Annotated in this window: 11 protein-coding genes and 1 tRNA gene; 11 read left to right on the top strand and 1 reads right to left on the bottom strand. The window is 65.9% G+C overall.

Features of this window, described 5'->3' with window-relative positions:
• Positions 1 to 45: 45 nt before the first annotated feature.
• Genes ACPPVQ_RS00170 through ACPPVQ_RS00150 form a run of 5 tightly spaced genes read left to right on the top strand, consistent with a single transcriptional unit; the run spans position 46 to position 6285 of the window.
• Complete coding sequence (locus ACPPVQ_RS00170; protein WP_426517390.1) at positions 46 to 1716, top strand: thiamine pyrophosphate-dependent enzyme; 1671 nt, start codon at positions 46 to 48, stop codon at positions 1714 to 1716.
• Between the two features lie 38 nt (positions 1717 to 1754).
• On the top strand, positions 1755 to 3038 hold the full coding sequence (locus tag ACPPVQ_RS00165; protein ID WP_426517388.1) for an ArgE/DapE family deacylase: 1284 nt from the start codon (positions 1755 to 1757) through the stop codon (positions 3036 to 3038).
• Positions 3038 to 4225, top strand: a complete 1188-nt coding sequence (locus ACPPVQ_RS00160; protein WP_426517386.1) for an alpha-hydroxy acid oxidase — start codon at positions 3038 to 3040, stop codon at positions 4223 to 4225. The genes ACPPVQ_RS00165 and ACPPVQ_RS00160 overlap by 1 nt, the downstream gene beginning before the upstream one ends.
• A 9-nt stretch (positions 4226 to 4234) precedes the next feature.
• Positions 4235 to 4588: a RidA family protein gene (locus tag ACPPVQ_RS00155; protein WP_426517384.1), complete on the top strand. Its 354-nt coding sequence runs from the start codon at positions 4235 to 4237 to the stop codon at positions 4586 to 4588.
• 56 nt (positions 4589 to 4644) lie between these two features.
• Positions 4645 to 6285, top strand: coding sequence for an amidohydrolase (locus ACPPVQ_RS00150; RefSeq protein WP_426517382.1), 1641 nt, complete (start codon positions 4645 to 4647; stop codon positions 6283 to 6285).
• 215 nt (positions 6286 to 6500) lie between these two features.
• Here the strand turns inward: ACPPVQ_RS00150 and ACPPVQ_RS00145 are convergent.
• Positions 6501 to 6584: transfer RNA gene (locus ACPPVQ_RS00145), tRNA-Leu, on the bottom strand.
• A 327-nt stretch (positions 6585 to 6911) separates the two neighbouring features.
• Between ACPPVQ_RS00145 and ACPPVQ_RS00140 the strand changes: the two genes are divergently transcribed.
• The 6 genes from ACPPVQ_RS00140 to ACPPVQ_RS00115 are packed head-to-tail and all read left to right on the top strand — an operon-like array spanning position 6912 to position 14058.
• A complete protein-coding gene (locus tag ACPPVQ_RS00140; protein WP_426517380.1) occupies positions 6912 to 7658 on the top strand; it encodes an FhaA domain-containing protein in 747 nt (248 codons plus the stop codon).
• The gene (locus ACPPVQ_RS00135; RefSeq protein WP_426517378.1) at positions 7655 to 8248 is read left to right on the top strand and encodes an FHA domain-containing protein FhaB/FipA; all 594 of its coding nucleotides are present in this window, start codon (positions 7655 to 7657) and stop codon (positions 8246 to 8248) included. Before ACPPVQ_RS00140 ends, ACPPVQ_RS00135 begins: the two co-directional genes overlap by 4 nt.
• A 3-nt stretch (positions 8249 to 8251) precedes the next feature.
• A complete protein-coding gene (locus ACPPVQ_RS00130) occupies positions 8252 to 9502 on the top strand; it encodes a PP2C family protein-serine/threonine phosphatase (protein ID WP_426517376.1) in 1251 nt (416 codons plus the stop codon).
• Positions 9486 to 10892: an FtsW/RodA/SpoVE family cell cycle protein gene (locus ACPPVQ_RS00125; RefSeq protein WP_426517374.1), complete on the top strand. Its 1407-nt coding sequence runs from the start codon at positions 9486 to 9488 to the stop codon at positions 10890 to 10892. The genes ACPPVQ_RS00130 and ACPPVQ_RS00125 overlap by 17 nt, the downstream gene beginning before the upstream one ends.
• Entirely contained in the window at positions 10892 to 12346 is a 1455-nt protein-coding gene (locus ACPPVQ_RS00120) for a peptidoglycan D,D-transpeptidase FtsI family protein (protein WP_426517372.1), read from the top strand. The genes ACPPVQ_RS00125 and ACPPVQ_RS00120 overlap by 1 nt, the downstream gene beginning before the upstream one ends.
• Entirely contained in the window at positions 12343 to 14058 is a 1716-nt protein-coding gene (locus ACPPVQ_RS00115; RefSeq protein ID WP_426517370.1) for a protein kinase domain-containing protein, read from the top strand. The genes ACPPVQ_RS00120 and ACPPVQ_RS00115 overlap by 4 nt, the downstream gene beginning before the upstream one ends.
• The last annotated feature ends 30 nt before the right edge of the window (positions 14059 to 14088 follow it).

The raw sequence follows: 14088 nt of genomic DNA, 5'->3' as shown, positions 1-14088 counted from the left end.
TCGGCGGAGGCCGTCCCGAACCGTGGACCACGAGAGGCAACCAGCATGGATCAGTCCTTCCCTCGCACCGGCGGCCAGCTCATCGTCGATCAACTCGAGGCGGAGGGAACAACAACGGCGTTCTGCGTGCCCGGGGAAAGTTATCTGGGCGTCCTCGACGCGTTGCACGATTCGACCATCAACCTTGTGACCTGCAGGCACGAAGGCGGCGCCGGCTATATGGCGATCGCCCACGGGCGGATCACCGAGTCGGTAGGAGTCTGCCTGGTGACCCGCGGACCCGGAGGGGCCAACGCCATGGTCGCAATTCACACGGCGCACCAAGACAGCGTCCCCCTCCTCGTGTTGGTAGGCCTGGTGCCCCGCAACGAGACGGATCGTGAGTCGTTTCAGGAGTTCGACCTGACCGGATGGTTCGCCACCACGTCCAAGGGCGTCTTCCGGATCGACAGCGCAGCGCGCGCACCCGAGATCATCTCCCGCGCATTCGCGCTGGCCCGCTCCGGGCGACCCGGCCCCGTCGTGGTCGGCCTTCCCGAAGACATGTTGACTGATGTCTCCCCCGGAACTGTCGTCAGCCAGCCGATTCGCAGTCCCGCACCCGTCGCCACCGAGGCCACCGTGAGACACGTTCAGGAGCTCCTCGCCGGCGCGGAGCGCCCCCTGATAGTGCTCGGCGCGATGGGCTGGACATCCTCGACAAGCACGACAGTGCAACGGTGGGCAGAACGCAACAACCTCCCGGTCGCGGTCGAATTCAACTCACTCGACCTGATCGACAACAACTCCCCGTCGTTCATCGGAGCACTCGGCTACGGCCGCTCCGCTGAAGTCGCTCAAGCGCTGCAGCGGGCAGACCTGGTCGTCGGGCTCGGCTCGCCGCTCGGCGACGTGGTCACTGACAGTTGGAATCTGCTGCCGATCCAGCACCCGGACGTGCACCTCGTCACTGTCCTTCCCGACAGCGCCGGGTTCGGTGGGGCGGCGCATGTCGACGAACTCCGCATCTCATCGGACCTCGACTCCTTCGTGGCCGCGCTCGATACCACGCACTCCTCCGTTACGAGCGGAGCATCCCGGACATCCCGGTTGCGTGCCGCATTCGACTCTCGACGGACGCCGACGCACAGCGACGCACCGCTCGACCTGCCGCAGCTCTTCCAGCATCTCCGGCATGCACTCCGCGACGACGCGATCATCAGCTGGGGAGCGGGCAACCACGCCAGCTGGGCTGCCCGCTACCTGAGGTGGCGGTCGTTCCCCAGCCTGCTAGCACCGCGGAACGGGTCAATGGGATTCGGTGTGCCCGCTGCCGTCGCCGCCGCCATCGCCTTTCCCGACCGCCAGGTCGTCTCGATCGCCGGCGACGGCTGCTTCCTGATGAACGGTCAAGAACTCGCGGTTGCGGCTGCACACGGTGTCGCCCCGGTCATCATCGTCCTCAACAACTCGAAGTACGGAACAATCCGTGCACACCAAGAGACCCGCTACCCGCACCGCACCTCTGGCACCGATCTGGTGAACCCCGACTTCTCCCACTACGCGCGCGCGTTCGGCGGACACGGAGAGATCGTGACCACCACGGACGAATTCCCGCCCGCGCTTGAACGCTCCATCGCGTCCGGCCTGCCCTCGATCATCGAGGTCCGAGTGACGGATGGTCGGCTCAGCCCCGACGACACGATTGAGAGCATCCGCAACCGCGGCACCTCCTGATCGCGCACAACACCCCCCATCTGGACCGAAAGGCCGCCATGCTGCCCCCTGAAACACGCTCGCGCATTCTCGGCGCCGTCGATGACGCCTTCGACGCGCAGGTCGAGTTCACACGCGCCCTCATCGCCGAGCCGTCGCTTCGTGGGGCCGAACGCTCCGTGCAGGATCTGCTGCACGCCGCAATGGAGGAACGCGGCCTCTCAGTCGACCGGTGGACACTCAACATCGACGACCTTAGAGACCACCCTGGCTTCGGGCCCGTCACGGTCTCCTACGAGAACGCGGACAACATCGTCGGCAGCTACACTCCCGCCACCGTGCACGGACGCTCCCTGATCATCAATGGCCACGTCGATGTCGTCCCGACCGGCCCAGAGGCGCAGTGGTCCCGATCCCCGTGGGAACCCGCAATCGTCGATGGTTGGTTGTACGGGCGTGGCTCCGGCGACATGAAAGCCGGACATGCCGCCGGGCTGTTCGCGTTCGACGCGGTTAGGGCCGCCGGGTTTCAACCGACCGCGCCGATTCATATCCAATCCGTGGTCGAGGAAGAGAGCACCGGCAACGGTTCCCTCTCGGCGCTGCTCAGGGGCTACACCGCCGACGCTGCCGTCATCCTGGAACCCGAAGAGAACATGCTTGTTCGCGCGAATGTCGGAGTGATCTGGTTTCGTGTCCGTGTCGCCGGCCGCCCGACCCACCCGCGGGAGATGTCCACCGGCTTCAACGCGATCGACGCCGCATACGCCGTCATCGCCGAGTTACGACAGCTGGAGGAGCGGTGGAACGCTACCCGGTTCGAGCACCCACATTTCGGGGACTTGGATCACCCGATCAATTTCAACATCGGCGGCATCACGGGTGGCGACTGGCCCTCCAGCGTGCCAGCCTGGTGCGAAGTGGACGTTCGGGCCTCGTTCTTCCCCGGCATCAGCGCAGACACGGCGTGGGCTGAGATCGAAGACTGTCTCCAGCAGGCCGCCGGCCGCCCGGAGCTGGCCGGCTCAGTCCCGACCGCGGAACGCACAGGGTTCTACTCGGAGGGCTACGTGCTCGATCCTGCCTCCGATGCGGAGAAGGTGCTCGCCGCGGCCCACAAAGAATCCGTGGGCGCGCCGCTCGAAACGTTCACCACTCCCGGCTACCTTGACGCGCGAGTGTTCTCCCTTTATGGCGACATGCCGGCCCTCGTCTACGGGCCGCGATCAGAGGCCATCCACGGCTACGACGAACGCGTCGACCTCGAATCGGTCCGCGCCGTCACGAAGACGATCGCCCTCTTCATCGCGGAGTGGTGCGGCATCGAAGAACGGGACGTGTGATGGGCCAGAAGATTGTGAACGCCGACGACTTCCGCGTGGCAGCGAAGAGGCGCCTGCCGCGAATGGTCTACGACTACCTGGAGGGTGGAGCGCTCGACGAGCTCACCGCCGCCGCGAACGAGCGCGCTTTCCGGGAGATCCGGCTGAAGCAGCGAATCTATGCCGACATCGCCGACAGGGATATTTCCACAACCGTCCTCGGGTCCACACTCAGCCTTCCGCTCATGGTGTCACCGATGGGCCTGCTCGGACTCTTCCATCCCGATGCCGACGTCGGCATCGCACGGGCGGCAGCTCAGGCCGGCTGCGTGTTCATCCACAGCGCGTGGTCTTCCCTGCCGCTTGAAGAAGTAGTGCTCGCCGCGCCGGAGAACACCTGGTCACAGGTTCAGCTGTGGAACGACCTCTCTCTTACGCATGACCACATAGACCGCGCGAAGAAAACCGGTCGCGACGTGCTCGTCGTCGCGGGCGATGTCGCCGTGAGCAGCAAACGCGAGCGCGACATGCGCCACGGCCTCTCCCTGCCGCCTCACCCACCCATCATCGATGTGATCAACACAGCCCTGCACCCTCGCTGGCTGCTCGGTATGTTGCGGGGGCCGGCCGTCACCTGGGGCAACTACACCGACAACGGACGCAGACTGCGGATGAGCGAGCTCGACGCTTTCATGTACCGAAATCAGATGCAGTCCGCCGCGTGGGAGCACGTCGAACGGATCCGGGACGCCTGGACGGGCAAGCTCGTGATCAAGGGTGTCATGGCGCCGGAGGATGCGCGCCGCGCCGTGGAAGCAGGCGCGGACGGGATTCTCGTCTCCAACCATGGCGGCCGCCAATTCGACTCCCAGCCGGCGACGATCGAGGTGCTGCCCAGCATCGTGGCTGCTGTCGCGGGCCGATGTGAGGTCTATGTCGACAGCGGCGTACGACGCGGTTCCGACATCCTCAAAGCCAACGCGCTCGGCGCGCGCGCCGCAGTCATCGGCCGCCCGGCCGCGTACGCCCTGGCCGCGCGCGGCAGCGAGGGGGTTGAGGAGCTTTTCGAGATCCTGCGCTCGGAATACCGGGTCGCTCTGGGGTTCGTCGGCAGAAACTCCGTCGGTGAGATCGACGGGGATGTTCTCGCCAATGCCGCACAATCAACACCTCGCATCCCCGCCCTGGCCACCTTCCAAGAAAGCTGAAGAGTCCATATGACCGAAATCGCCTCCACCGTTCCCCAGATCGCACGCTTCAGGAAGGTGGGCAATGTCACCTATTTCTACGGACACGTCGCCGTCGAGGCTGACGGGCAACCCTTCCAGGGACCCTTCCTCGACGAGGCACGCCGCGTGTTCGCCTGCGTCGCCGAGTCGCTGAGCGCTGCGGGCGCAACGATGGCTGACGTGGTCAGCGTGCGGGCCTACCTGACCGACCTCGCCGACTTCGCGGATTTCAATCAGGTCTGGGGTGAAACCTTCACATCGAATCCACCCGTTCGTACCACCGTGCAGGCCGGTCTCATCGAACCGTTCCGCATCGAACTCGAGATCGTCGCCAGCGTCTGAGTTGTCAGGAGCAAACACGTGAGCATGTCACCCAGGGCAGGAAGAGGGGATGCCGCGTGAACGGGCAGGCCTCCACGATTCTGGTCAACGCCCATGTCATCACCCTCGGCAGGTCGCGCCCCCGCGCGACGGCCATCGCGATTCGTGACGGCCGCGTCATCGCGGTGGGTGAGGAACGCGACGTCCTCGAGTACCGGTCGGCTCGCACCGAGATCGCCGACCTCGGTGGCAGGACCGTAACCCCGGGCCTCATCGACGCCCACCTGCATCCGGGTCTGGGTGCCACCCGGGCCATCGGAGTCGACTTCACCGGTGTCACCGACCAGGCGACTGCCCTGGCTCTTCTCCGGACCGAAGCCGACCGTCTCGCCCGGGAAGGCACAGACGGTTGGGTTCGAGCACAGAACCTCGACTACGAACTCTTCAGGACGCTCCCGATGACGGCGGCGGCAATCGAAGCCGCCGTTCGCGGTATGCCTGCCCTGCTGTTCCTGTTCGACGGGCATACCGGGCTCGCCAGCCGTGAAGCCCTTGCACGATCCGGTATTGACGGGCCACGATCGTTCGACGACGCCTCCCGCATCGTCGTCGACGCCCTGGGCGCCCCCACGGGAGAACTTCGCGGCACAACCGCTATTGAACTCGTTCTGGCTCATGCCCCCGTGCAGACCACCGCGCAGACGATCGTCCGGGTTCGGCAGATCCTTGCAGAGCTCAGCGCGACCGGGTTCACCGGCGGCTGCATCATGGACGGGAACCGAGAGTCTTTAGACCTGCTCGAACAGCTCGACACGTCACCGGGCGGACTTCCCCTCCGACTCGTCACCGCCGTCGACCACGGCGCGGGCGACGACGAGGACAAGGTGCGCGAAAACCTTTCGCTCCGCGACCGACGCGGAGCCCGATGGCGTGGTGGCGTCGTCAAGCTCTACGCCGACGGCGTCATCGACACCGGCACAGGGTGGCTCTACGAACCGGACAGTGACGGTGCAGGTCTCCAGTCCTTCTGGAAAGACCAAGCGGCGTTTGTACGAACGATCCGCCGTTACAACGACGAAGGCTTTCACATCGCGACCCACGCGATCGGAGACCACGCAATCAGCGCGACGATCGATGCATATGCAACCGCCGGATCCCGACTCGGCCCCGCCGCACCGCATCGCATCGAACACCTTGAATGCATGGCTGACCGTGACCTCAGTCGGATGGCCGCCGCCGGCGTCACAGCATCCGTCCAACCTCTGCACATGCAATGGCGTAAAGCCGACGGCAGCGACGCCTGGACAACACGACTCGGCCCGGAAAGGGCCGCCCGTGGCTGGCGCGTACGCGACATGATCGACCACGGAATTCTCGTCGCGCTCGGCTCAGACTGGCCGGTAGCTCAGCTCGACGCCCGCATCGGGATGGCGTGGGCGAGACTCCGCCGCGCCCCTGGCCGCCCCGACGACGTGGTGTTCGAGCCCGACCAGGTGCTTACCGCGCTAGAAGCGCTCAAGGGCTTCACCAGCTGGGCCGCCGAGGCACAGGGCGACCACGACGTTGGCCGTATTCATCCCGGATTTCGTGCGGACCTTGCAATCTGGGAGGCGAACCCACTCGCGGTCACCGCAGACGAGCTTCCCGACGTTCCCGTGCACGCCACACTCGTCGATGGGAGAGCGACGCACCGATCCGCCGACAGCCACATCGCCTGAATCACGATTCCGGAATTTCAGGAACATCGGGGGTGACGCGCGTGCCGCGCCGAGACCATCCACACGTTCTTCCCTCAGGCCCGAGCCCGTCAGCCGCGAACCCGACTCAGAAAACGAAAGACCCGGTCCGACATCACGTCGAACCGGGTCTTTCTTCGTTAGCTCCACCAATTTCATGAAGTCGCTTCCGCAATTCATGAAACAGCCGCTGTTCGTGCGCGAGGGGGGACTTGAACCCCCACGCCCTTTCGAGCACTGGCACCTGAAGCCAGCGCGTCTGCCAATTCCGCCACTCGCGCGAACTTAGAGAGATTAGCACGTACCGCCGCGCAACCAGAAGTCGAGCCGCCCTTCCAGGCGGCCTCCCGACCGGCCACTCCGCTCGAAAGGTGCGCGAAGTGGTCCAGCGCGCCCCCAAAACCGCCATCTGGCACCCCCCGGCACCCGCCCGGCACCCGCCCGGCACCCGCCCGTCACCCGCCCGTCACCCGCCCGCCACCCGCGCCCACAGCATCCCCAGCTACAACCCACGGATGACTTTCAGCCAAGTAGAAGAGGTACGGAAGCGGTCTCCCACCCGGGCCGACTAACATTCTCATAGTCACACGAGCCGGATCGGGAGACCTGTGGGCATACTGGACAACTTCGAGAAGGGTCTCGAGCGCGCTGTGAACGGCGCTTTTGCGAAGACCTTCCGGTCGGGGCTGCAACCGGTCGAGCTCACGAGCGCACTCCGCCGCGAACTCGACACGAAGGCCGCGATCGTCACACGCGACCGCGTTCTGGCGCCCAATCGCTTCGTGCTGCGCATGTCGACGGCCGACTACACCAAGATGCGCTCCATGGGTCCGACCCTCACCGACGAGCTCGTCTCCTATGTGCAGCAGTACGCAGCGGGCCAGCACTACCAGTTCGCAGGCGGCATCTCCGTCGACCTCTTCGAAGACCCGGCTCTCACCGAGGGGATCCTCCACGTCGAGTCCGAGAACGTGAAAACCGATATCGCCTGGACACCGGTGCTCGACATCGGCGGCACGCGTTACCCGATCGAGAAAGCGCACACCGTGATCGGCCGCGGCAGTGAAGCGGACATCACCGTGGATGACACCAGCATCTCGCGCAAGCACGTCCAGATCACTTGGGACGGTTCGCGCGCCCAGGTGCAGGACCTGGGTTCGACGAACGGTTCGCAGCTGGACGGCCAGCCTGTCACCAAGGCTCTCCTCGACCCCGATTCGGTGATCACTATCGGCCGCACGCGTATCGTGTTCCGGGTGCTCCCTCAGGCGACTCCCACCCAGCGACCGGCCGACGTCCACCTCGACGACGCAACACGACGGCACGACATCGGTGGGTTCTGGAGCAAACCGTGAACCCGAGTGAGCTGACACTCCTCGTCCTGCGGTTCGGGTTCCTCCTGCTGCTGTGGCTGTTCGTGTTCGGCATCGTCTACGCCCTGCGCAGCGACCTTTTCGGGCAGCGCGTCCGCAAACTGCAGCCGGATGCGTCGCAGGCGGCGACCCAGCCCGCCCCGCCACCGCCACCGTCGCCGGCCGCGTTCCTCGCGACCCCGACATCCGGAGCCACCGCTCCCACCATGCAGCCACCGCCCGCCTCGTCGCTCCCCACCGGCGCGAACACCGCGACCGGCAAGCCGAAGGCGACCGTCCTGAGCGCCACCATCCTCGCCATCACGTCCGGCCCGAAACAGGGCACGGAGCTCGCGCTCGGCCGCGAACCGCTCACCATCGGCCGCTCGAGCGAGTCCGGCCTCGTCATCCGTGACGACTACACCTCGACCCACCACGCGCGCCTCCTGCTCTGGAACGACGAGTGGATGATCCAGGACCTCGATTCGACGAACGGCACCTTCCTCGACGGCAAACGCGTCACCGTCCCGACCCAGGTTCCCCTGAACACCCCGATCAAGATCGGCACAACGACTTTCGAGCTGCGGCGGTAGCCGGTGGCATCCGCAAACCGGGCCGTCGCTGTTTCACACGTCGGCAAGATCCGCTCCAACAACCAGGACTCCGGCTATGCCGGGCATGACCTGTTCGTCGTCGCCGACGGGATGGGCGGGCACGCGGGCGGTGACGTCGCGTCTGCCGTCGCAGTGAACCGCATCCGCGAGGCCGACAAGCAGTACGCGACGGCTGCGGAGGCCGAGTTCGCCTTGCAGTCGGCGCTGATCGCGGCGAACTCGCTGCTGGCAGAGACGGTGTTCGAGCATCCGGAACTGACCGGGATGGGCACCACTGTGAGCGCGATGGTGCGGGTGGGCGATCAGATCGCCCTCGCCCACATCGGCGACTCCCGCATCTATCTCTACCGCGACGGTGAGCTGAAGCAGGTCTCGATCGACCACACTTTCGTGCAGCGCCTCGTCGACAGCGGGCGCATCACCGAAGAGGAGGCGATGGTCCACCCTCGCCGTTCGGTGCTGATGCGCGTTCTGGGCGATGTCGACGCGTCCCCCGAGATCGACACGTGGATCCTGGACACACAGCCGGGCGACCGCTGGCTGATCTGCTCCGACGGGCTGAGCGGCGTCGTCAAATATGACGACATGAAGGCTGCGCTGGCGATGCACGAGGGTCCGAAGACCGTCGCCGACCGGCTGCTGAAGCAGAGTCTGGATGCCGGGGCACCCGACAACGTCACCATCGTCATCCTCGACATCGCCGACACCGCTCGCGGCGAGACGGTCAAAGACCCGGTGACAGTCGGGTCCGCAGCCGCCCCGCTCGCTTTCACGACAGACGTGAAGCCGGTGCGCGCGAACCGGATGCCCACCCTGCGCCTGCACCCGGTGCGGCCGGCGACCGGGCCGACACATTTCGAGCCGCAGTCCGAGGACTACCTCGACGAGCTGATCGAAGAGGATGAGCGGCGCGCGCGCCGCCGCAGGCTCACCTGGCTTGTCGGCGTGATCGCGCTCGTCGTCGCCATCGTGCTCGCCGCCCTGTTCGGCTACCAGTGGACGCAGACCCACTATTACGTCGGCGCATCGCCTACCGGAAAAGTGGCCGTATACCAGGGTGTCCAGCAGAGCCTCGGCCCGATCGCGCTCTCCCACGTCTACGAGGAGTCGAGTACCGACGTGACCACCCTTCCCCAGTACGACCAGGAGCTCGTGGAGCAGACGATCAATGCCGACTCTCTGGGTTCGGCCAGGCAGATCGTGGAACAGTTGACCGATGCCAGCAAACAGTAACCCGACGGGCGTCGTGGATGCGCCGCGTCCGGCGACGAGTCCGCTGTCGATCAAACGGCTGCGGATGCCCTCGAAGCTGCGCAACCTCGAACTGCTGCTGCTCATCGTCGCGTGCGCCATCAACTCGTCCGCGGTGGTGCTCGTCCAGCTCGGCGCGCTCGGCCACATCGACCTGACGCTCCTGTATCTCGGTCTCGGCCTGTCCGTCCTGGTCTTCGGCGTGCACATCGCGATGCGGTACGTCGCCCCGCAAGCCGATCCGTTCCTGCTTCCGATCGCAACGGTGCTCAACGGGCTCGGAATCGCGATGATCTACCGCATCGACATCCATTTCGGCGACAGCGGGTGGGCCAGCGCCGGAGTTCGACAGATCGTGTGGAGCGCGATCGCGATCATCTGCGCGATCGCAGTGGTGCTGGTCATCCGCAACTACCGCATCCTGCAGCGCTATACCTATATCTTCGGGTTCGTCGCGCTCGCCCTGCTGCTGCTGCCCATGCTTCCCGGCATCGGGCGGGAGATCTCCGGAGCGCGCGTGTGGATCGGCATCGGGCCGTTCAGCTTCCAGCCGGGCGAGCTGGCGAAGATCGCCCTGGCGATCTTCTTCGCCGGCTACCTCGTGCAGCGCCGCGACTCGCTGTCGTTCGTCGGCAAGAAATTCCTCGGGATGCGCTTCCCTCGCCTTCGCGATCTCGGCCCAATCCTGATCGTCTGGCTGATGTCGATGGCGGTCATCGTCTTCCAGCGCGATCTTGGAACCGGGCTCCTCTATTTCGGGCTGTTCCTCGTCATGCTGTACGTCGCGACGGCGCGCATCAGCTGGGTGATCATCGGGCTCGGCCTGATCGTCGGCGGCGCCCTCATCGCCAGCCAGGTGCTCAGTTATGTGCACGGCCGGTTCGAGAACTGGCTGAACCCGTTCGCCGACAAGGTCTACGCCGCCGACGGCGGCAGCTACCAGCTCGTGCAGGGCCTGTTCGGTCTCGCGCACGGCGGCCTGATCGGCACCGGCCTCGGCCAGGGCCAGCCGTACGTCACCCCGGTCTCGCAGAGCGACTACATCATCGCCAGCCTGGGCGAAGAGCTCGGGCTCGCGGGCCTCTTCGCGATCTTCGCGCTCTACCTTCTTTTCGTCGCACGCGGCTTCCGCATCGGCTTCGCCGGGCAGGACGACTTCGGCAAGCTGCTCGCCGTCGGCCTCTCGTTCACGGTCGCGCTGCAGTGCTTCGTCGTCATCGGCGGTGTCACCCGGGTCATCCCGCTGACCGGCCTCACCACCCCTTTCCTCGCAGCCGGAGGTTCCTCACTCGTGGCCAACTGGATCATCGTCGCCCTGCTGCTCAGGGTGTCTGACGCCGTGCGCAACCAGCCGAGACTGGTGGTGAGCTGATGAATCGCGAGATCAAACGCGTCAGCATGGTCGTGCTCGTCATGTTCATCGCCCTCATGGTGTCGACCTCGATCCTGCAGGTGTTCCAGGCAGACTCACTCAGTACGGATGCCCGCAACAGCCGCACCCTCTACGACAGCTACTCCGCCCAGCGCGGAGCGATCCTGGTCGCAAACCAGCCGGTGGCGCAGTCCGTGCCGACGAAAGACGTCTACAAGTTCCAGCGCGTCTACAGCAACGGTCCCCTCTATTCGTCGGTCACCGGCTTCTTCCCGCTGGATGGCGCCCCGACCGGCCTCGAAGGCGCCCTCAACACCCAGCTCAGCGGCTCATCGAACTCGCAGTTCTTCGACCGGGTGAACGCGATCCTCACCGGCAAGAACCCGCAGGGTGCATCCGTCGAGACCACCATCGACCCCGTCGCCCAGAAGGCGGCCTATGACGCCCTAGGCAACTACCAGGGAGCAGTCGTGCTGATGGAGCCGAAGACCGGCCGGATCCTGGCGATGGTCTCGAAGCCCGATTTCGACCCCAACGCCCTCGCCGGCCACGACACGACAAAGGTCGACGCCACGTACAAGGCGCTTCTGGCGGCTCCCGGCGACCCGCTGATCAACCGCACGATCGGTGGCAACCTGAACCCGCCGGGTTCGACCTTCAAGCCCGTTATGAGCTCGGCTGCGTTCGGCACGGGCAAGTACACGAAAGACAGCCAGCTGCCCAACCTGCAGGCGCTCACGCTGCCCGGCAGCAGCACGGTCGTGCACAACGACACGTTCACCACCTGCGGCCCGGGCGCCACGGTCTCGATCGCCACCGCGCAGATCCTCTCGTGCAACATCCCGTTCGCCGAGCTCGGCATGCAGCTCGGCGGCCAGACCATCAAAGACCAGGCCGAGAAGTACGGGTTCAACAAAGAACTGTCCATCCCGGTGAAGGTCGAGCCCAGCGTCTACCCGGTCTACACCGACCCGGCACAGGTTGCGCAGAGCTCGTTCGGGCAGCTCGACGACCGTGCGACCCCGCTGCAGATGGCGATGGTCTCGGCCGGGATCGCGAACGGCGGCGTGGTCATGTACCCGAACATGGTCGACTCGATCCGCTCGGCGAACCTGCAGCCGATCCAGTCGTTCACGCCCCAGATTCTCGACACAGCGACCTCGCCGGAGAACGCGGCGACGATCAAGCAGATGATGGTGGACGGCGTAAATCACGGCGTTGCCACTAATGCAAGAATAGACGGGGTCAGCGTGGGCGGTAAGACCGGAACAGCGCAGAACGGCGAGGGCGAGCCGTACACGCTGTGGTTCACGGGCTTTGCGCCGGCGGACAACCCCCGATTCGCTGTGGCTGTTGTTGTTGAAAACGGCGGTGGGCAGGGCCAGAACGGCACAGGAAACTCCATCGCTGCTCCAATCGCGAAAAAAGTACTAGAGGCGGTGCTGAATAAATGAGACCCACAGCAGGGCTCACCTTCGGGGGACGATACGAGCTGCAGTCGCGCATCGCGATCGGCGGCATGGGAGAGGTCTGGCAAGCCACCGACCTCGTCATCGGTCGTACCGTCGCGATCAAGATCCTGAAGGACGAGTACCTGGGTGATCCCGGTTTCCTCGAGCGCTTCCGTGCCGAGGCCCGCCACGCTGCACTCGTGAACCACGAAGGCATCGCGAACGTCTTCGACTACGGCGAGGAGGAGGGCAGCGCCTACCTCGTGATGGAGCTCGTTCCCGGCGAGGCCCTCTCGACCGTCCTCGAGCGCGAGCACGTGCTCAGCACCGACAAGGTCCTCGACATCGTCGCGCAGACCGCCGCCGCCCTTCACGCTGCGCATGCAGCCGGGCTGGTGCACCGCGACATCAAGCCGGGCAACCTGCTCATCACGCCGGATGGGCGTGTCAAGATCACCGATTTCGGCATCGCCAGGATCGCCGACCAGGTTCCGCTCACCGCCACCGGCCAGGTCATGGGCACGGTGCAGTACCTCTCGCCCGAGCAGGCGAGCGGGCACCCGGCGTCGCCGACCACCGACATCTACTCCCTCGGCATCGTGGCCTACGAGTGTCTCGCCGGGCGCCGGCCGTTCACGGGCGAGTCGCAGGTCGCGATCGCGATGGCGCAGATCAATGAGGCGCCGCCCGAGCTCCCGCTGACCATCTCCGAGCCCGTACGCAACCTCGTTTTCGCGTGCATCGCGAAGAACCCCGCAGACCGTCCTGCCTCGGCCGCCCACCTGGCGCGGGCCGCGCAGGCGCTTCGCCGGGGGGATGTCCAGGCCGCCGCCGGCTCGGTTCCCGCGATCCTCGGCGGTGCGGCAGCTCTCACTGCTGCGACGACGGTCATGCCGTCGGGTGGCGCTGGCGACACCCAGGCCACGACCCTGCTTCCTGCTGCTGCCGTCGTCGGCGGAGTCGGGCCGGTCGACACGGTCCCCTCCACCACGACGAAGAAACGCAGCCCGTGGACGTGGCCGCTCATCGCGCTGATCGCGCTGCTCGCCGTCGTGCTGATCGGCACGATCATCGCCCTCCTCGCCCAGCCGAAGGGCGCGAGCACGCCGCCGACGACGGCCACCACGTCGACGCACACGACGCCGCCACCGCCGCCGCCCACCACACCGCCGCCCAGCGCGCCTCCGACGAGCAACACCGTGCAGATCAACGAGTCCGACTTCGTGGGAAAGACGAGCGCCGAAGCCCGCAGCATGCTGCAGTCGCTCGGCATGGTCGCCGATATCCAACCGGGCACGGCGGCGACCTCACCGGACCAGGTCGACAAGGTCTACTCGGTCAATCCGACCGGTCCGGTTCCCCAAGGCTCGACGATCTCGCTGAAGGTGTACGGCCCGGTCACGACCCCCACGGCCCCGACGGATGCGCCGACGACAGTGCCGCCCGGTCAGACCACGGCCGCCCCCGGTGAGAACGTCGTTCTCAAGTTCGGCGGCGGATCCTGCCCGGCCGGCCAGACCCTGACGGGCCGCCAGATGTACGTGAACGGCACCGGCAAGGGCCCGCTGCCCGCCACCGCTTCCACCTGGACCTGGACGGTCGCGAACACCGACGGCCCCCAGGCGAAGATCACCTACACGATCTTCTGTGGCCAATCGGTCGAATCAGGGCAGTCACAACCGCTGGCTATCACGGTCGCTACGACGACCCCTTAGGTTCTCCCCAGAAAACGCCCGGTACACTAA

The organism is Leifsonia sp. McL0618 (genome assembly GCF_049994905.1).
GTDB lineage: Bacteria > Actinomycetota > Actinomycetes > Actinomycetales > Microbacteriaceae > Diaminobutyricibacter.
Note: the sequence above shows the minus strand (reverse complement) of the source record. Positions and strands in the feature narration are given on the sequence as shown.